13 protein-coding genes and 1 tRNA gene are annotated in these 19,954 nt (G+C 62.7%); 10 read left to right on the top strand and 4 right to left on the bottom strand.

Annotation, left to right across the window (positions count from 1 at the left end; all coding sequences use genetic code 11):
* Positions 1-56: 56 nt before the first annotated feature.
* On the bottom strand, positions 57-1,346 hold the full coding sequence (aceA, locus tag AC56QX_RS00245) for an isocitrate lyase (protein WP_497113133.1): 1,290 nt from the start codon (positions 1,344-1,346) through the stop codon (positions 57-59).
* A 238-nt stretch (positions 1,347-1,584) separates the two neighbouring features.
* On the opposite strand from aceA, the gene AC56QX_RS00240 reads away from it, so the two are divergent.
* The 6 genes from AC56QX_RS00240 to AC56QX_RS00215 all read left to right on the top strand — a co-directional run bounded on the left by AC56QX_RS00240 (position 1,585) and on the right by AC56QX_RS00215 (position 8,573).
* Positions 1,585-3,033, top strand: a complete 1,449-nt coding sequence (locus tag AC56QX_RS00240) for a helix-turn-helix domain-containing protein (protein WP_497113132.1) — start codon at positions 1,585-1,587, stop codon at positions 3,031-3,033.
* A gap of 136 nt (positions 3,034-3,169) precedes the next feature.
* On the top strand, positions 3,170-4,123 hold the full coding sequence (locus tag AC56QX_RS00235; protein ID WP_497113130.1) for a DMT family transporter: 954 nt from the start codon (positions 3,170-3,172) through the stop codon (positions 4,121-4,123).
* Positions 4,124-4,467: 344 nt separating this feature from the next.
* The gene (locus AC56QX_RS00230) at positions 4,468-5,565 is read left to right on the top strand and encodes a polyamine ABC transporter substrate-binding protein (RefSeq protein WP_497113129.1); all 1,098 of its coding nucleotides are present in this window, start codon (positions 4,468-4,470) and stop codon (positions 5,563-5,565) included.
* 75 nt (positions 5,566-5,640) lie between these two features.
* Entirely contained in the window at positions 5,641-6,780 is a 1,140-nt protein-coding gene (locus AC56QX_RS00225; protein ID WP_497113128.1) for an ABC transporter ATP-binding protein, read from the top strand.
* 9 nt (positions 6,781-6,789) lie between these two features.
* Entirely contained in the window at positions 6,790-7,758 is a 969-nt protein-coding gene (locus AC56QX_RS00220) for an ABC transporter permease subunit (RefSeq protein ID WP_497113127.1), read from the top strand.
* On the top strand, positions 7,755-8,573 hold the full coding sequence (locus AC56QX_RS00215; protein ID WP_019860323.1) for an ABC transporter permease: 819 nt from the start codon (positions 7,755-7,757) through the stop codon (positions 8,571-8,573). The genes AC56QX_RS00220 and AC56QX_RS00215 overlap by 4 nt, the downstream gene beginning before the upstream one ends.
* Positions 8,574-8,645: 72 nt before the next feature.
* Here AC56QX_RS00215 and AC56QX_RS00210 read toward each other — a convergent pair whose 3' ends face one another.
* Positions 8,646-10,499, bottom strand: a complete 1,854-nt coding sequence (locus AC56QX_RS00210) for an AsmA family protein (protein ID WP_497113124.1) — start codon at positions 10,497-10,499, stop codon at positions 8,646-8,648.
* Positions 10,500-10,701: 202 nt separating this feature from the next.
* Here AC56QX_RS00210 and AC56QX_RS00205 point away from each other — a divergent pair, with 202 nt between their 5' ends.
* Entirely contained in the window at positions 10,702-12,660 is a 1,959-nt protein-coding gene (locus tag AC56QX_RS00205) for an acetoacetate--CoA ligase (RefSeq protein WP_497113122.1), read from the top strand.
* 281 nt (positions 12,661-12,941) lie between these two features.
* On the opposite strand, the gene AC56QX_RS00200 is transcribed toward AC56QX_RS00205, so the two are convergent.
* Both AC56QX_RS00200 and AC56QX_RS00195 read right to left on the bottom strand, forming a co-directional pair.
* Positions 12,942-16,277 (bottom strand): PAS domain S-box protein, encoded by a 3,336-nt coding sequence (locus AC56QX_RS00200; RefSeq protein ID WP_497113120.1) that lies wholly within the window; start codon positions 16,275-16,277, stop codon positions 12,942-12,944.
* Positions 16,261-17,034 (bottom strand): hypothetical protein, encoded by a 774-nt coding sequence (locus AC56QX_RS00195; RefSeq protein ID WP_497113118.1) that lies wholly within the window; start codon positions 17,032-17,034, stop codon positions 16,261-16,263. Before AC56QX_RS00195 ends, AC56QX_RS00200 begins: the two co-directional genes overlap by 17 nt.
* A gap of 250 nt (positions 17,035-17,284) precedes the next feature.
* Here AC56QX_RS00195 and AC56QX_RS00190 point away from each other — a divergent pair, with 250 nt between their 5' ends.
* From AC56QX_RS00190 to AC56QX_RS00180, 3 genes are all read left to right on the top strand, one after another.
* The gene (locus AC56QX_RS00190; protein ID WP_497113116.1) at positions 17,285-17,743 is read left to right on the top strand and encodes a phasin; all 459 of its coding nucleotides are present in this window, start codon (positions 17,285-17,287) and stop codon (positions 17,741-17,743) included.
* Positions 17,744-18,092: 349 nt separating this feature from the next.
* A tRNA-His gene (locus AC56QX_RS00185) sits at positions 18,093-18,169 on the top strand.
* An 863-nt stretch (positions 18,170-19,032) separates the two neighbouring features.
* Entirely contained in the window at positions 19,033-19,875 is an 843-nt protein-coding gene (locus AC56QX_RS00180) for a helix-turn-helix transcriptional regulator (RefSeq protein ID WP_497113114.1), read from the top strand.
* The last annotated feature ends 79 nt before the right edge of the window (positions 19,876-19,954 follow it).

Raw genomic sequence — 19,954 nt, 5'->3', positions numbered from 1 at the left:
GGTCTTCTCCTGTGTCTGAAGCCCTGCTGGGCGTTTCCTCGGTGTTTTCTGATCCGCTATTCGGCGGCCGGCTTGAACTGTGCGTGCTCGGTCGATTCATGCATGGCGGTGGTCGACGACTTGCCGCCGGTGATCGCCATCGACACGGCGTCGAAATAGCCGGTGCCGACCTCGCGCTGGTGCTTGGTCGCGGTGTAGCCGTTGGCCTCCGCCGCGAACTCGGCTTCCTGCAGCTCGGAATAGGCTGCCATCTGCCGTGCCTTGTAGCCACGCGCCAGTTCGAACATGCCGTAGTTGAGCTGGTGGAAGCCGGCGAGCGTGATGAACTGGAACTTGTAGCCCATGGCGCCGAGTTCCCTCTGGAACTTGGCGATCGTCGCGTCGTCGAGATTCTTCTTCCAGTTGAACGAGGGCGAGCAATTATAGGCGAGCAGCTTGCCCGGATGGTGCTTGCGCACACCCTCGGCGAACTTCTTGGCCTGTGCCAGGTCGGGCTTCGAGGTCTCGCACCAGATCAGGTCCGCGTAAGGGGCATAGGCGACGGCGCGCGCGATGCAAGGCTCGATGCCGTTCCTGACCTGGTAGAAGCCTTCCACGGTGCGGCCGGCAGCGTAGTCGACGAAGGGCTGGTCGCGCTCGTCAATATCGGATGTCAGAAGCTTCGCGGCTTCGGCATCGGTGCGCGCCACGACCAGCGTCGGCGTGCCCATCACATCCGCTGCCAGCCGCGCCGCGTTGAGGTTGCGGATATGCGCGGCGGTTGGGATCAGCACCTTGCCGCCAAGATGGCCGCACTTCTTTTCCGATGCCAGCTGGTCCTCGTAGTGGACGCCGGCGGCACCCGCCTCGATGAACGCCTTCATGATCTCGAAGGCGTTGAGTGGTCCGCCGAAGCCGGCCTCGGCGTCGGCGACGATCGGCGCGAACCAGGTCTCGACCGAAAGCCCGTTACCTTCGGAAGTCTCGATCTGGTCGGCACGCTGCAGCGTGCGGTTGATGCGCTTGACCAGTTCGGGCGCCGCGTTGGCCGGATAAAGCGACTGGTCGGGATACATCGCCGAGGCGGTGTTCGCATCGGCCGCGACCTGCCAGCCCGACAAATAGATCGCCTTCAGCCCGGCACGCACCTGCTGCATCGCCTGGTTGCCGGACATGGCGCCGAGCGCGTTGACGAAATCGTCTTCGTGGATGAGTTTCCACAGCCGGTTGGCGCCCATTTCGGCCAGGCTCTGGCGGATCTGCACCGAACCGCGCAGCCGCTTCACATCCTCCGGCGAATACGGACGTTCAATGCCGTCGAAGCGGCCTTCCGGCGCCGAGGGAACGAGGTTGTAAAAATCAGTCATGGGTCACTCCGAAGGATTGCTGCACTCTGTCCGGTGGCCAATCATTTGGCCCGTTGGAATGTGACTGAATTTACATTGCGGCGCGGAATGGGCCAGATAAATCAACCAATACGGCAGGATATAAGGGAAAACCTGTATTGTGTTTGACAGAAGCCTCCTGTAAATTTGTCATAATTGTAAAACGTGCGGGCAATGGGATTGCCGTGAATGTCGTGTAAATTCCTGTCAAGGACAGTCGATGGCTGACCAGAAGATTTTCGCCGGGCCGCGCATCCGCCGCATCCGCAATGCCAAGGGCCTGACCCAGACGGCGATGGCCGAGGGGCTCGGCATCTCACCGTCCTATCTCAACCTGATCGAGCGCAACCAGCGGCCGCTGACGGTGCAGCTGATCCTCAAGCTGGCGTCCGTCTACAAGGTCGACCCGCACGAGCTGCAAGGCGAGGCAAGGGGGTCGGTCGCCGCCTTGAAGGAGGTGTTCACCGATCCGCTGCTGGTCGGCGAATTGCCGGGAGACCAGGAACTGATCGAGCTTGCCGAGGCGGCGCCCAATGCGTCCGCCGCGGTGATAAAACTATTCCGCGCCTATCGCGAGCAGGCCGAGCGGCTGTCCGACCTCAACGAGCTCCTGGCGCGCGAGGGGCGAGCGACGGCGCTGTCCGGTGCCCGCCTGCCGATCGACGAGGTGCATGAGACCTTCGAGCGGCGGTCGAACCATTTTACAGCACTCGAGGAAGAGGCCGAGGCGTTCACTTCTGTGCTCGATCCCGGCGACGATTTGTTCGGTGCGCTGAAGGCCTGGCTGAGGCGCGAATACGGCATCGTCGTCAAGGTGCTGCCGGTCGCCACCATGCCGAACTGGCGCCGCCGCTACGATCGCCATTCGCAGCGCCTGTTCCTGTCTGAGCGGCTGTCGCCGTTCGATCAGCTGCGCGAGGTGGCGATGGAGGCCTGCCTGATCCGCATGACGGTTGCGGTCGCCGGTCAGATCCAGGCACTCAAGCTGACCACCGACGAGGCCCGCCGCCTCGCCCGCTTCGAGCTCGGCCGCTATGCCGCGCATGCGCTGATGATGCCTTACCAGGCCTTTCATGCGGCTGCCGTTCGCGCCCGCTACGACATCGACGTCCTGCGTTCGCGCTTCGGCGTCTCCTTCGAGCAGGCGACGAACCGGCTGACCATGCTGCAGCGGCAGGGCGCGCCGGGTGTGCCCTTCTTCATGCTGGAGGTCGACAATGCCGGGAACCGCTTTCGCAGGGCCGGCAGCCAGGGCTTTCCGCACAGCCGCTTCGGTGGCGGATGTCCCAAGCTGCCCGTGCATGCCGCCTTCACCCAGCCCGGCCAGATTTTCGTCGAAGCGGTGGAAATGCCTGACGGCGCCGAGTTCCTGTGCATCGCCCGCACGCTGGAAGGGCCGCAAGGCGCGTTCTCGGAGCGTCCGCGCCGCACCGCGCTGCTGCTTGGTTGCGACATCGGCTTTCGCGACGACATTGTCTACGGCGCGGCTCTGCCCGGCGCGGCGGCCGCGGGAAAGTCGGGGCAAGGCACCGTCGCGGCGACACAGGTCGGACCCGCCTGCCGGCTCTGCGAGCGCGTCGGCTGCCTGGCGCGCGCCGAGCCGCCGGTGACGCGTCCGCTCGGCCTCGACGAGATGGTGACGGGCCTGAGCGCCTTCGACTTCCAGTAACGCGGCAGCAAAGGTGCCACAATCGTCGCCGGTGTCTGGATCACCCGCGGTTCAAGTCTTTGCGTTACGCGAACAGAGCAGTTTTTTGTCGTCCCTTGCGCATCGTCCCGTCCACAAAAGCTCGACAGTCGCGCCCATGACAGACGCAGCATCATCGCCCGGCCTTGTTACTTCGACAGCCTCGCCGCGCGAGGAACGCGTCGGCATGCTTCTGGTCTTCCTGTCGGCGCTGATGTGGAGTTTCGGCGGCACCATCGCCCGCTTCATCACCGTCGGTGACAGTTGGACGGTTATCTTCTGGCGCTCCGTCTGGGCTGCCGCCTTCCTGCTTTCCTTCATGGCCTGGCGTGACGGCTGGCGCGGCATGCTGAGATCCTTTCGCGACATGGGCCTGCCTGGCCTTGCCGTCGGGTTCTGCTTCGCCATCGCCTCGACCGCCTTCGTCGTGGCGCTCGCCTACACCACCGTCGCCAACATCCTCTTGATGCAGGCCGGCGTACCGCTTCTGGCGGCCCTGTTAGCATGGGCGCTGTTTCGTGAGAAAGTGACTGTCATGACCTGGGTGGCGATCGCCGCCGTTATCGCCGGCGTTGCCATCATGGTGTCGGAATCGCTCGATGGCGCCGTCTCGCCCATAGGCGATGGGCTGGCGCTGCTGATCGCGTTCATGTTCTCGATCGCCACCGTCATCACAAGGCGGTTCGCTAGCGTGCGCATGACGCCGGCGACCTGCCTCGGCACGATCCTGGCCGCGGGCTTTGCCGCCTCGCAAGCGTCGACTTTCAAAGTCTCGGCCGGCGACATGGGCTTTCTGTTCGCTTTCGGCGTGGTCAATCTCGGCATTGGCCTCGCCTTCTTCGCCACCGGTGCGCGGCTGATCCCGGCCGCCATCGCGGCACTGCTCGGCACATTCGAACCGATCCTTGGGCCGATCTGGGTCTGGCTCATCCATTCCGAGGTGCCTTCCGGGCGCACCATCATCGGCGGCGCGGTGGTGGTCACCGCGCTGCTCGTCCATATCGGGCTCGAGTTCAAGCGCCAGGCACGGCCGCAGCGGGCAGGGGTCACCGGGGTGCCGTCGCCGAATTGATGCAGGCCGCTGAAGCTTTGCCATTGACAACGTTGCTGCCGCCCGGGCAGGCTGTGAGCACGGCAACAACAAGACAGGCGCATCTTGCCAAGTCTCCCCGCCGGTCCGATCGAGACCGGTCCATATTTCTGTATTTCTGTCCGCGCGGCGGCGAAAGCTTCTGACGGCACCGTGATTCCTTCCAGTCCGGGACAATTGCCCAGTCCGGGACAATTGTGCGGCCGCGGCCGGCACGCCAATTGGCGCTTGTTGTCCCCTGGAAAGCTCAATAGTCTGAAACAAATGCCCGGCCGCGCGCGTGTCGCGACGAGCCGGCGATGGAACACTCACCAAAGGAGAATAGCATGATCCGCAAAGCGCTCTGGCTTTCGGCAACCTCGGTATTTCTGACATTGTTCACCCCTGCCGGGCACGCCGAGGACCGCGTCGTCAATGTCTTCAACTGGTCCGATTACATCGACCCGACGATCATCGACGACTTCACCAAGAAGACCGGCATCAAGGTCGTCTACGATACGTTCGATTCCAACGAGATCCTCGAAACCAAACTGCTCGCCGGCGGCAGCGGCTATGATGTCGTCGTGCCGAGCGGCAACTTCCTTGCCCGCCAGATCCAGGCCGGCGTGTTCCAGAAGCTCGACAAGTCGAAACTGCCGAACCTCTCCAACATGTGGGACACGGTTTCGGAAAGAACCGCCAAATACGACCCCGGCAACGAGTATTCGATTAACTACATGTGGGGCACGGTCGGCATCGGCTACAACATCAAGAAGGTGCAGGCAGCGCTTGGCACCGACAAGATCGACAGCTGGGACGTGTTCTTCAATCCCGAAAGTCTCGCCAAGCTGAAGGACTGCGGCGTCTACGTGCTGGATTCTCCGGCTGACATCATTCCCGCGGCGCTGAAATACATCGGCCTCGACCCGAACAGCACCTCGCCCGACGACATCGCAAAGGCCGAGGAAGCCCTGATGAAGGTCCGCCCCTTCATCAGGAAGTTCCACTCGTCCGAGTACATCAACGCCCTGGCCAATGGCGACATCTGCCTGGCGGTCGGCTGGTCCGGTGACGTCTTCCAGGCCCGCAATCGTGCGGTCGAGGCCAAGCAAGGGGTCGAAATCGGCTATTCCGTGCCGAAGGAAGGCGCTCAGATGTGGTTCGACCAGATGGCCATCCCGGCCGATGCGCCGCATGTCGCCGAGGCGCATGAATTCCTCAACTACATGATGACGCCGGAAGTGATCGCCAAATCGTCGAACGCGGTGCTCTACGCCAACGGCAACAAGGCGTCGCAGCAGTTCGTCGACAAGGCCCTGCTGAGCGACCCGGCCGTCTATCCGGACGACGCGACCTTGCAGAAGCTCTACACGGTCTCCCCATACGATCCTAAGACCCAGCGCGTCATCACGCGCACCTGGACTAAGATCGTCACCGGCCAATAAGCATTTGAAACGACCCCGACAGACTACTGCCGGGGTCGCGTTTTTTGGGGAAGTACAAAAGCACGGAGTGGGGATATGAAATCGCTTGGCAGCATCCGCAGGGATTTCGCGCCATGGAACGACCCGAACGCCAAGCCATACATCCAGTTCGACAACGTCACCAAGAAGTTCGGTGACTTCACCGCCGTCAACAATTTGTCGCTGACCATCTTCGAGCGCGAGTTCTTCGCCCTGCTCGGCGCCTCCGGTTGCGGAAAGTCGACGCTGCTCAGGATGCTTGCCGGCTTCGAGGAGCCGACATCAGGCCGCATCCTGCTCGACGGCCAGGATCTGCGCGGCATTCCGCCCTATCGCCGGCCCGTCAACATGATGTTCCAGTCCTATGCGCTGTTCCCGCATATGACGGTGGAGAAGAACATCGCCTTCGGCCTCAAGCAGGAAGGCATGCCGGCGCCCGATATTGAAAAGCGCGTCGCCGAGATGCTGAAGCTGGTCAAGCTCGAGCAGTTCGCCAAGCGCAAGCCGCACCAGCTATCGGGCGGCCAGCGCCAGCGCGTCGCGCTCGCCCGCTCGGTCGCCAAACGGCCGAAAGTGCTGCTGCTCGACGAGCCGCTCGGCGCGCTCGACAAGAAGCTGCGCGAGGAGACCCAGTTCGAGCTGATGGATTTGCAGCAGAACCTCGGCCTCACCTTCGTCGTCGTCACCCACGACCAGGAAGAGGCGATGACCATGGCCGATCGCATCGCCATCATCGACAAGGGCGAGGTGATGCAAGTGGCGACGCCGGCCGAAGTCTATGAAGCCCCGGCCTCGCGCTTCGTCGCCCATTTCGTCGGCAATGTGAACATGTTCGAGGGCAAGGTCGCCGAGCGCACGGCAAACACGACCCGCATCACCGGCGCGACAGGTGCCCAGATCGTTGTCGAAAACAGCGCCGCTGCCGCAGCCGGTTCCGATATCGTCTTCGCCATCAGACCGGAGAAGATCAGGGTCTCGTCGAAGAAGCCGGCGGACGCCGTCAATGCGCTGGAAGGCGAGGTCTACGACGTCGCCTATCTCGGCGACATGACCGTTTACCACGTCAGGCTGGATGACGGGCAGATCATCAGGGCAAGCGCCTTGAACGCGGCGCGCGTGACCGAGGATCCGCTGACCTGGAACGACCGCGCCTGGGTGTCCTTCCGGCCGGACGCCGGCGTCGTGCTGGCGCGGTAGGGGGCTGACATGTCCAACATCGCTGTCACAGATGCCGCGGCCCCATCGACTGCCGCCAAGCCGTTCCTGACGCGCCTGGGTGCCGGCTTCGTCAACCGGCTCGTCATCATCGTCCCCTACCTCTGGCTGTTGTTCTTCTTCCTCATTCCCTTCGTCATCGTCTTCAAGATCTCACTGTCGCAGACGGCTATTGCCATGCCGCCCTACACGCCGGTGCTCGATTTCAGGGACGGTGTCTCCGGCTTCTTCGCCGGCTTCCGCAACCTCAACCTCGACAATTATGTCTGGCTGACGCAGGACTCGCTCTATTTCAAGGCCTATGTGACGAGCGTCATCATTGCCGCCATCTCAACCGTCCTGACGCTGATCGTCGGCTACCCGATCGCTTATGGCATGTCACGCGCGCCGGCGACGATCCGCCCGACATTGCTGATGCTGGTCATCCTGCCGTTCTGGACCTCGTTCCTGATCCGCGTCTATGCCTGGATCGGCATTCTCAAGCCCGAGGGGCTGCTCAACCAACTGCTCTTGTCGCTGCACATTATCAACCAGCCTCTGGTCATCCTCAACACCTACACGGCGATCTTCATCGGCATCGTCTATTCCTATTTGCCGTTCATGGTGCTGCCGCTCTATTCGTCGCTGGAAAAGATGGACTACTCACTGATCGAGGCGGCCAAGGATCTCGGCTGCCCGCCGACCGCAGCCTTCTGGAAGATCACCTTCCCGCTCTCGCTGCCAGGCGTCATTGCCGGCTGCCTGCTGGTGTTCATTCCGGCCGTCGGTGAGTTCGTCATCCCCGATCTGCTCGGCGGGTCGTCTACGCTGATGATCGGCAAGACGTTGTGGAACGAGTTCTTCGCTAACCGTGACTGGCCGGTGTCGTCGGCCGTCGCCGTCATCCTGCTGCTGTTGCTCACCGTTCCGATCATGCTCTTTCAGCAGGCACAGGCTAAGGCGCAGGAGCAGGGCAAATGAACGCCACCTGGAGCCGTTTCAACGTCACCTCGATCGTGCTTGGCTTTGCCTTCCTGTATTTGCCGATCGTGCTGCTCATCGTCTTCTCCTTCAACGAATCCAAGCTCGTCACCGTCTGGGGCGGCTTCTCGACCAAATGGTATGTGTCGCTGTTCCACAATCAGGGCCTCATGGACGCCACCTGGGTCACGGCGCGTGTCGGCGTCATTTCGGCGACGGTGGCGACCGTGCTCGGCACGCTGGCGGCACTCACCCTGACGCGCTACACGCGGTTCCGGGGCAGGGTTCTGTTTTCCGGCATGGTGTTTGCGCCGCTGGTCATGCCGGAAGTCATCACCGGCCTGTCGCTGCTGCTGCTCTTCGTTGCCGTTGGTCTCGACCGGGGCTTCTTCACGGTGACGCTCGCCCACATCACGCTGACAATGTGTTTCGTGGCGGTCGTCGTGCAATCGCGCCTGGTGTCTTTCGACCGGTCGCTGGAGGAGGCGGCGATGGATCTCGGCGCAACGCCGGCAAAAACCTTCTTCCAGATCACCCTGCCGGTCATCCTGCCGGCAATCGTGTCCGGATGGATGCTGGCCTTCACGCTGTCGCTCGACGATCTGGTCATCGCCAGCTTCACCTCCGGCCCGGGCGCCACGACGCTGCCGATGAAAATCTACAGCCAGGTCCGCCTCGGCGTGACGCCGGAGATCAACGCCGCCTGCACCATCCTGATCGCCGTCGTCGCGGTCGGCGTCATCATCGCTTCGATCGCCAACAAGCGGCGTGAGGTGCAGCGTCAGCTCGACGAACAGGCCGCACAGCGCGGCTGAGCATGATCCCGAAAAGTGGAAGCCGGTTTTCGGGCAAGATCATGCTCAACTGAACGAAAGCGGGCGTTGGAGTTATTCGCCCGAAACGCCGCGGCTTATCGGGGAAATGAACGGCGTGCTCCATGTTCCGCCAACGAAGAAGGACGACTGGTTGGGTCCCTGCTGGCCGGTCTTTTGTGTCGCCGCCTGGTCCGGCTGGATGACGCCGCCAGACAGCGCCAGCCCGCGCCCCGCATAGGAGGCGATGCCGGAAAGCCAGATCTTGTATTTCGCCGAATTGGCCTCGGCCTTGTCCAGCCTCGCCACACCTCGCGAAATGGTCGCCTTCACTTCGGCGCCGTCGATCGGCAGCGTGCCGTCCGAGACATCGTCGAGCGCGAAGAAGCCGCCCTGTTCGGAATGCTTGAGAAAGGCCGGCAGGTTGAACTTGCTCAGTACGCCGGGGCCGAAGGTCGCCGAGACCGAACCATCGGCATTTTCAAAGATCGAATCCCAGGTCCTGCCCGGCCCCTTGAGGATGACCGAAACGGTGCCCGTGCCGACCGGCACCAGCCGGGTCATGCCGGCTGCCGTGCCGAACGCGCCGCCATCGACATCGGACGCAAGCAGCCGGATCTCGACCTGGGTGCCCTCGGGCTTGCGGTCGAAACGAAGACTGGTCTGGATGTTGCCGCCAAAGGCGGAGGCGTCGGAGATATCGAAGACGGAAAGACCGTCCTTGACCTGGGCGGTGGCGGCGACATCGGCAAGCTGGATGGCGCCGGCCGTGGCATGCGCCGCCGACAGCCTGAGATCGAGATTGACCCGGTCGGCGAAACCTGCCTCGACGTCCCCTGGCCCAGCCCCGCTTGCCGGCCCCAGCGGCGTGAAGGCGGACAGGAATGACCTGAGGTCGAGCGTGTCGAAAGCGAGCGTACCCGAGATCACCGGCTGGGCGTCGCCAACCGACACGTCCAGCGCCCCCATGCCCGGATTGTTGTCCAGCGCCAGCGCGGTGTTCTCGAACTTGATGCGTCCGGCCGAGGCCGTGACCTTGCTCGAAATGCTGACGGAGCCGATCGCCGCGCTCGGCGCGATGCCGGCCTGCGACCACTCCAGCACGCGGCGCAGCGAAGGTGCCGCGAACTTCACCTGGCCGTCGAAATAGGCGTTCTCGGACATGCTGGCCGTGCCATCGAAGGAAAAGGTGGCGGGTGCTGCCTTGAAAGACAGAGTGAGCGGCGCCATGCCACCGGCAAACAGCACCAGCGGCTTCGGCGAGGCCGCGTCGACAGTCACACTCTCGCCGCGCCAGATCCCGGTTGCCGACAGCGTCGCATTGCTGTTCATCGCCGCCCAGGTCGCCTGGCCGCTGAGGCTGCTCAGGATTTCCACGTCCTTGCCGTTGACGGAAGCCACCATGCGGCCGTCCCTGAACTCAACCGTGCCGAAGGCGTCTGTCGGCAGCTTGTCGAGGTCGGGTTTGGCGGGATCGGCACTGACCACGCCGCGCGCCGCGTCGATGGAACGCGCAATACGGCCTCCGGTCGGTGCCGTGGGCAGGAACAGGCCATCCGCCGTGCGCTGGACCCGGATCGTCGGCCGCACCAGCCGCGCCGTGGAAAACGCCACATCGCCTTGCAGGGCCGCCATGGCCGAGAGGTCGATCTCGACCCGTTCGGCCTCGACGACCGGCGGTGCGTCGGTGTCCGTCCACTTCGACAGCGTCACGTCGGTCAGGATTGCGCGGAATTTCGGCCAGACCTCGATGCGCGGCGAGCCGTCAATGGCGACCCGGAAGCCGCTCCAGGCGCTCATTTCCCAGGCGATGCGGTCGCGCACGATGCGCGTCGAGGCGATCAGCGGCAGCGTGGCGACCACCAGAGCGATGACGATCACGGCAGCGCCGATCGCCCATACTCCGCGCCGGATCAAGGATGATGGCATATCGCCCTATACGCTTCCATTCCGACAAAAAATCGCCCGACGGGTTTAGTCCTAGTCGTCACTACGACTTAGGACTGAGGCATTTCAAGTCTTTATGGCCCGGCGATGGCATTTGCGCACACCTGGCCGCTTGCGCCCAACAAAATCTTGCTCTGCTGCGCTGCGATATGCATAAGCGATGACGACCGTGGGAGGATCGATCATGGCTGCCGAAGTACCGCTCTGGACCCCAACGCAAGACCGGATCGACGCTTCGCCATTGACTGCTTTCCTGAAAGCCGCGGAGGCGAGCGCCGGCGCCACATTCTCCACCTACACCGATCTTCACCGCTGGTCGGTCGAGGATCGCGAGGCCTTTTGGGGCCTGGTCTGGGATTTCTGCGACATCGCCGGCGACAAGGGAGAGATCGTTCTCGTCGATGGCGACAGGATGCCCGGCGCCTCCTTCTTTCCCGACGCGTCGCTGAATTTCGCCGAGAACCTGTTGAAGAAGACCGGTGCGGGCGAGGCGATCGTCTTTCGCGGCGAGGACAAGGTCGAGCGGCGGCTGTCGTGGAACCAACTGCATGGCCTGGTCTCGCGCCTGCAGCAGCTTTTCCTGTTACTCAAGGTCAAGAAGGGCGACCGCATTGCCGCGATGATGCCCAACATGCCCGAAACCGTTGCCGCCATGCTGGCCGCGGCTTCGATCGGCGCGGTGTGGTCATCCTGCTCCCCCGATTTCGGCGAACAGGGCGTGCTCGACCGCTTCGGCCAGATCGAGCCCGTCATCTTCATCGCGCCCGACGGCTATTGGTACAATGGCAAGGCGATCGAGGTCGCCGACAAGGTTGCGGCGGTCGCCGCCAAGCTCGGCAGTGTCCGCAAGGTCCTGCTCGTCGACTATCTCGGCACCTCGGCCGACGTGGCCGCAACCATCGACAAGGCCGTGGCCATGGAAGAGGCGCTGGCGCCCTTCGCCGTCAAGCCTGTAACCTTCGAGCGGCTGCCGTTCTCGCATCCGCTCTACATTCTGTTTTCATCGGGAACGACCGGCATTCCCAAATGCATCGTCCATTCGGCCGGCGGCACGCTGATCCAGCATGTCAAGGAACACCGGCTGCATGCCGGTCTTGTCGAGGGCGACCGCTTCTTCTACTTCACCACTTGCGGCTGGATGATGTGGAACTGGCTGGTGTCGGGCCTCGCCTCCGGGGCGACGCTGCTGCTCTATGACGGTTCGCCCTTCTATCCCGACGGCAATGTGCTGTTCGATTTCGCCGACGCTGAGAAGATGACCTTTTTCGGCACCTCGGCCAAGTTCATCGATTCCGTGCGCAAAGCCGGCCTCAAGCCGATCCGCACCCATGACCTATCGACCGTGCGGGCGATCTCCTCCACTGGGTCGCCGCTGTCGCCCGAGGATTTCCGCTTCGTCTATGACGGCATCAAGAAGGACGTGCACCTCGCCTCGGTCTCCGGCGGGACCGATATCGTCTCCTGCTTCGTGCTCGGCGTGCCGACGCAAGCTGTCTGGACCGGCGAGATCCAGGGCCCCGGCCTTGGCCTAGCCGTCGATGTCTGGGACGATGACGGCAAGCCGATCCGCCATGAGAAGGGCGAACTGGTCTGCACCAAGGCGTTCCCGTCAATGCCGATCGGCTTCTGGAACGATCCTGAGGGCAAGAAATACCAGGCGGCGTATTTCGAGCGTTTCGACAATGTCTGGTGCCATGGCGATTTCGCCGAATGGACCGTCCATGGCGGCATGATCATCCACGGCCGCTCCGATGCCACGCTCAATCCGGGCGGCGTGAGGATCGGCACGGCGGAAATCTACAACCAGGTCGAGCAGATGCCGGAAATCCTGGAAGCGCTGTGTATCGGCCAGGATTTCGACAATGACGTGCGCGTCGTGCTGTTCGTGCGGCTGGCCGCCGGCGTGCCGCTCGACGAGGATCTGGAAAAGCGCATCCGCGCCAAGATCCGCAGCGGCGCCAGCCCCCGCCACGTACCGGCTAAAATCGTCGCCGTCACCGACATCCCACGCACCAAGTCGGGCAAGATCACCGAACTCGCCGTGCGCGACGTCGTGCATGGCCGCGCCATCAAGAACAAGGAAGCGCTCGCCAATCCGGAAGCGCTGGAGCTGTTCAGGAACCTACCTCAGCTTGCCGACTAACGGGCGGGCGCCATGGTTAACGAAATCTGTCGGTAGAATTTACCTAGATTTCATGAGTGGTACACATTCGTAAACTTTTCGACAGCCCGGTAAGGACTTGTTAAGGCCCGGCGTCGATAGTCGCATGTAACTTGAGGGAGAAATCCCGTTCCTCAGCCCCCGGAGGATCTGAATTCGCTCAAGCCCCCGTTGTGACAGCAATCCCATCTCTTAAGGCGTCCTCTGGGCGCCTTTTCTTTTAGCGGAATGGGGTAGCGGTAGGCGGTCGGAGAGGCCGCGACCTATTCCGCCAGTACCCGCGTCGATGGGAAGGCCACCTCCACCAGCGTGCCTTCACCGGGCGTCGAATTGATGGTGAAGCGGGCGCGGTTTGCTTCCACCATCGCTTTGGTCAGTGGCAGGCCTAGGCCGGTGCCGTCGCCGCGTCCGCGCTTCAGCGCATTGATCTGCTTGAACGGCTTCAGCGCCTGTTCGATCTCGGCCTGGCTCATGCCGATGCCGGTGTCGCGCACCCGCATGACGACATCGCCCGAAGTCTCATAGGCGGTCGAGACAATCACCTGGCCGCCGGCCTGAGTGTAGCGGATGGCGTTCGACAGGATGTTGAGCGCGATCTGGCGCACGGAGCGTAGATCCGCCACCACCTCCGGCAGTCGCGAGGCGAAGCTGGAGCGGATGATGACGCGTTCGCGGTTGGCCTGCGGCTGCATCATCGCCACGGTCTCAGCCAGCGTGTCGTTGAGCGACACCGCCTCATAGGCCATCTCCTGCTGGCCGGCCTCGATCTTCGAGATGTCCAGGAGGTCGTTGACCAGATCGAGCACATGGTTGCCCGAGCGATTGATGTCGCGCAGATAGTCGCGGTAGCGGTCATTGGCGACCGGCCCGAACTTCTCGTCGACCATCAATTCGGAAAAGCCGATGATGGCGTTGAGCGGCGTGCGGATCTCGTGGCTGATGCGGGCGAGGAAATCGGTTTTCTGCGAGGAAGCCCGCTCAGCCACCGCGCGCGCCTGGGTGAGATCTTCCTCGGCTCGCTTCCACTGCGTGATGTCGCGCACGACAGCACAGAAGCCGCTGTCATTGGGCAGCCGGCCGATGGTCATGAACAGCGGAATGAAGCGCCCTTGCGCCTCGCGCCCGATCACCTCGCGGCCGTCATTCATAACGCTCGCCACGCCGGGCTCGGACAGGCCGGTGAGATAGTCGCGCGCCGCGCGTTGGCTTTCGATGGCAAACAGCGAGGCGAATGGCTTGCCGGTCACCTCGTCGCTGTCGAAACCGAACAGCGCTTCGGCCGGGCGGCTGATCGAACGGATGGTGCCGTCACTGCCGATCAGCACGACGCCGTCGGTGGCGGTGTCGATGATGGTGCGCATCTCGGCGATGCGTGCCTTGAGCTCGGAAATGTCTGGCTGTGTCGGCTCCTCGCCGACCAGATGCAGGGCGGCGGGTGCTTCATCCTCGCCGGAACGGCGCACGACCAGCATCAGCGCCTTGCCATCGCGCCAGGGAACGGAGCGCAGGATGGCGTCGATCGGGAATTCCTGACCATCACGCGTCTTCAGCCGCAGCGCCCGGTCGCTGCCGTCGGACGTGCCGTCATCAGCATAGGGATCGGCAAACAGCGCGCCCAGGCCGCCGGCATCCTCGAGGTCCTCGAGCGTGTCGTAGCCGGTCAGGTCGAGGAACTCCTCGTTGGCATAGTGCAGCTGGTCGCCCGAATGGATGAGCAGCGGCACCGGCAGCTTGCCGAGCAGCGAGGTATCGGGGGCCTTGCTTTCATCGCCAACGGAAAAGGCGGAGGGCACGAACCCTTCGGTCTTGAGCGGCGGTACCTGCAGGCGTGGACGCCGGAACTCGGCTGCATCTTGTGCACCGACAGTCTCGGTGGCTGGCGTAATGGCTTGCCCGTCGGAGATTGTCGATGGCCCGGCATGCTCTACGGTCTGATCATCAACCGCGGCATCTTCCGCGCCGTCGGTCCAATCCTCATTGTCCTCGGCATCGCGAAAATCGGCCGACGTCATGCTGTCGTCGTCGGCTGCGACATGTCCGGCGCCCGTTACGGCCGGTTCATCCTCAATCGCGGCGGGCTCGGCACTATCTGGTTCCGCGGCGACCGGTTCAGAGGCTGTCGGCTCGTCATTGTCCGCGATGGGGCTCGGCTCATCGTTATGATCGGCGTAGCTGAGCAGCGAGCCTGTTGCACCGGACGGCGCGTCGGCATGCTCCTCGTGAACCACGTCGTCCGGATGGGCCCCATCAAGCCGTGCGAGATCCGCCTCGTGCTCTCTATCGACTTCGGTCTCGGATGGTTCGGCCAGCACCGCGTCGTTCTCTGGCTCCGTCGCGGGGATTTCGCCAGCCTCTGTCGGTTCATGATCCGGGGCAGCGTCAGGCGTCGAGGCAGCCTCGCCAGCGGATTCGATCGGAGTTTCCGTCTTGGCGGCCAGGGCCTTCGCTGCTGTTTCCGCCGTGGGCTCGGCCGGTGTCTCGATCGCCGGTTGCGTCGGGCTTTCGGTGCCGGGCTTGTCGGCTTCCGGTGGCTCGGCCGGCGCACTGTCCTTCTTCAGCCGCTCGCCGATCTCACGGAAGGCGCTGCGTTCCAGCGTCGACAGCCCCTTGTCGTTGGCCGGCTGCCGGTGTTCGGCCAGGCGGATGACCTTGTCGGCAAAGCGCCGCTCTTGTTTCGGCACGATGGTCAGCGCCGGCACCTCGCCCTTGAACGGATCTGCCGCGTTTGGTTCCTCGGCCTTCGGCGCTTCAGCGGGAGGTTCGAGGGCTTCCGGTACGGACGCCGCCACTGGCGCCTCGCCATTGGGCACCAGGGCCATGCCGATCGCTTCCGGATCGACGACCGCGTCACTGGGGCGGGCAACGCCGAAGCCGCGGAAACCTTCGAAGGCGCGGCTGCGGCCATAGACAGGCAAGGCCGCCAAGTCGACGGGGATCTTCAGGTCGGTGCCGACGACAGGCCACAACACGGAGCGGCCGGACCAGGTATCGCGCCGCTCCAGCAGGCCGGCGATCTCGCCGGACGCATCAAGGCCGAAGGTCGCCGCGACATCCCTGAATCGTCGGCCGATCACGTCGGCGGCCGGCTTGCCGACGATATCGGCGAATTCCGGCGACAGCGCGCTGAACTTGCCCTCGGCATCGGTGCGCCAGACGAAGCGCAGCGGTGCCGCCGAGCGGTCAATCGTCCGGGCTGGGGTTGCGGTCGGTGTGGACGAGGAGGTGGGCTTGTCCTGCTCCGCGCTGTCCACCGGGGTCTCGGTGCCGATCGCTTCGGCCACGTTTTTCACTTCCGGTGTGGCAGGCGCCGGTCGCGCGTCATCCTCGCCAGCATTGAAGTACCAATGATCGTGCTGTGGCGGCGTGCTGCCCGCCGCCGGCTGATCGTTGTCGGCAGCAACCGATGTCGGCTCGACCGGCTCCGCAATCTCTTGCGTTGCCAGTTCCGAAATATCTTCGGCCACGGGCTCGGAAGGGGCAGGCTGCTCAATCCCGGCAGTGGCGGGCGAGGCAGTGGCGGGAGGAGGCTCGATCGCCTCTGCCTGCGAAACATCCGCCGTCGGCTGATTGTCCTGGTGAGGCTCAGATCTCGGCGGCATTTTCCGCCGCTGTTGCGCCGCCGATCTCGTTGATGGGGCTTTCCGTTGCTGCGGGGGGCTCGTACGCCGAGGTCTCTGCAGCAGACGCGTTGTCTTCGAGCTGATCCTCGTCGATCACCACAAGCAGATGCCGCTCGGGTGTCAGCCGCGCGAGGCCGGCCGGGTAGGAGGTGTTGCCGCCTGGAACGAGGCGCTTGACGATGCGCTCGTCCTCGGCAGCCACGTCGGCCACGAGGGCGGCCAGCGTCGCGGGCAGGATGCCGAGCGCTGAAAATCCCTCCGAGGCGGCCTCGACATTGCCCCCGGCATCGATGAAGGCGATGAAATGGCCGTCTTCGGTGAAGCCGCTGATCGCCCGGCTGGCGATCTCGGACGCACTTCGCGAGCCTGTCTGCGCCGCCGGCACCGCCAGCATGATCGCCTTCTCGCCGTCGGGCAGCGTCACCGCACTTGCCTGGAAGCCGATGGTTCGGCTGGTCATGCCGGTCGCCAGCCTGACGGTAATGCCACGATCATTGCCGATTTCGGGAAAGCCGCTGGTCGCCATGATCTGGCGGCGGGCGATCAGCGGCAGCTGTGCGGAGGCGCCGATGATGGCTTCGATGTCGGGGTAGCCGAACACGGCGGCGCCCGGCCCGTTGGCCCAGATCACCTGCTCCAGGTCCACCGACAGGATCGCGATCGCGTCGCCGGCAGCAAAGCGCTGGCGCACCGCGTCGAGCACGGCGACGTCGAGGAATGAATATTCGGACGGCATGCGCTTGGCGAACCCTCACGGAGCAGCGAAATTTGCAGTTAACGCTTTGTTAATAAAAGCCGGATGCGCGAAGGTCCACAAGCCAGAACGTGCAAAGGCTGGTTTCTGGGCTTTTGGTTAACGGCCCGAAAGAAATTTATGGTGCACTGCAACAAAGATATTGCAATGCACAAAATTTGCCTTTATATTGCCATCATAACTGAACGAGACGGCTTTCTGTCAAAGCCGCTGCCGCTGAAAAGGATGGAAAATGTCCAGGACCAAGACCGCCGACACGATCGAAAACGTTGAATTCCCGAGCTTTGACGCTTCCAAGGCCACCGACCAGATGCGCGCTTTCGCCGAAAAGGGCGTTGAGCAGTCGAAAGAGGCCTATGCCAAGCTGAAGACCGGCGCCGAGGAGACCCAGAAGGCTCTGGAGTCGACTTACGAGACCGCCAAGACTGTTTCCAGCGACCTGTCGCTCAAGACCATCTCTGCGCTGCGCGCCAATGCCGAAGCCGGCTTCTCGCATCTCGAAGCCCTGATCGGCGCCAAGTCGCTGTCGGAAGTCGTCGAACTGCAGACCTCCTTCCTGCGCAAGCGTATCGAGTCGACCGTCGAGCAGGCCAAGGACTTCCAGGCTGTTGCCTCCAAGGCGGCCGAAGACGTCTCCAAGCCAATCAAGACTGCCTTCGAGAAGGCCGTCAAGAACATCAAGGCTGCCTAACATTTGCGCATGATCTGAAGATGCAACAAAAGGTCGCATTTTCTTAAAAATGATCAGGCGTATGATGGTAGGCATCAAGGAATACCCGGCGAGTGGAACCTCCTCCCTCTGCTTCCCGGGGTGACCAGCCAGCACCTCCTCCCGCTGGCTCGTAACAGGAAAAGGCCGGCACCTCCTCCCGCCGGCCTTTTTCTTTGCCCGGCGATATCGCTCGATGCGGCGAGATGTGGGGAAGTGGTCTTTGCTTTGCAAAAGCCTTGAATTAGAATCCATAAGCCCGTATGGACGCATCGCCGAACGACAGAGCGGATCGCGGAGGCTTTCCACCTCGACCCGCTCAGGCAAATGTGCCGTTGTAGCTCAGATGGTTAGAGCGCCGGATTGTGGATCCGGAGGTCGCTGGTTCGATCCCAGCCAACGGTACCATCGGCCGGCGCGGCCAGTGGGTCGGCACTCTTCAGGCGCACATGACCGAGGACGCAGATTGCAGCGGTGCGTGGTAAACGCCGGAAACGGTGCAGCGGTTCGCCAAAAATGACCGAGGCTGAGCGGCCGCACATGGAAATCGCTATCGATTAACCCACTACCCGACAATAGGCGTAATTGCGGCATTTCTAATATATTCATAAGTTAAAGCAGTGCGGGGGACGTCGAATCCTTCCCGCAGTGGCCGGTGTGGTCCGCCATCCCAATGAGCCCAAACTGCACCGGCCATTTCCTCTACGGAATGGGTAGCGCCCTGAAAACGGGAACGCCCTTCCTTGTGGAAGGCGAGCCTTTAGCGCTGCCTTGCCTCTGCAGATAGAGGCCGCAAGGTTCGAAACCTCTCGGGTCCACGCCGTGCTCGATGCTGACGTCTCCCTTTTGCCCTCCGGACAAGCCTGTTGTTGCAGGTCGAGAAACAATCCCGACCGCAGTGGTGGGATGTGGCACTGGCAGCCGAGGTCGGTGGATTTTCTGAAAGCTGTGGGCCTATTCCCACGACTCGCCAAGGTTCCCTCTCCACATCGAGGTAATCCCAATTTCATCCATTTAGTGCGAAATGCGTCGGCACAATTCCAAGTTGTTATCCTTTTGGGTACATTAGCCACCTAAGATATAATTAACAAATTGTTAACCGGGATTAATGCGCCTTTTCCACAGCATCGTAGTATGCGTGTCAGGCTGGATTACCTCAATGGTGCGGGGGTGCCATACATCTGGGCCTTTGACGACGTATGGCGTACTCCTCGAATCTATATCCAATTGACATGTAGGCAGCCCGATACACGGTGGACGCGTTTCAGTTCATGCCGCTCATAGGCTTTGCGAGGGATACAAGACAAAGAAAGCAAGTGAAAGCAAAGCCGGCGGCGGAGAGGAGTAGGGCGATGGGACAACCTCAAATTTCCGTACCTTGGAATGATGCAACGAGGCCGATGCGCAATGGGCATCTGCCGGACGCGAATGGCCTTAGCAGGACCGATCTTGAAGAAGGAGGGCATCCGAGCGAAGGCCTGGTCATAATTGTCGACAAGCGAGCACTCGAGCGCGAATGCCTTGCTCGTGGCCTTGTCGAGCACAATCCCAACTTCCGCGTTAGCGCGGTAGGATCGCTTGACGAAATCCGGCACATTGCTGGTGAGGCGGAGCCATCCGCGATCCTCGTCATTCTTGGGGCCAGAAAGGTCACCGACGAGAGCGTCCGGACGGAACTCGTGCACTTCATTTCCGAGGTTGGCGCCGTACCCGTAATTGTTGTGGTGGATTCCGACGAGCCGGGGGAGATTCTCGCGGCTCTCGAATGCGGCGCCCGAGGCTACATTCCCACAAGTGTGAAGGTGAGGGTCGCTGCCGAGGCCATTGGTCTGGCTCGTGCCGGAGGAATCTTCGTACCCGCCAGCTGTGTGCTGGCGCTCCGCGAGATCATCCATTCGGCCGCAAACGGAGCCCGCCCGCTCACCGGCATGTTCACCGCACGCGAGGCAGCGGTTGTGGAAGCGCTCAGGAAAGGCAAGGCGAACAAGATAATCGCCTACGAGCTCAACCTCTGCGAGAGCACCGTCAAGGTCCACATCCGCAACATCATGAAAAAACTGAAGGCAACGAACCGTACGGAGGTAGCCTACAAGTTGAGGCAGATGATGCTTTGAGCCTGCCGCGGCCGGCCCTTTGCGTGGCCGGCCTCAGGACAAGCTGCTGGGCGTTGTTGCATCGATATGGAGCCAGACC

It is taken from the genome of Mesorhizobium sp. RCAM 06353, assembly GCF_059683585.1.
The sequence above is the reverse complement of the archived record's forward strand: the minus strand, read 5'-3'. Positions and strand labels throughout refer to the sequence as shown.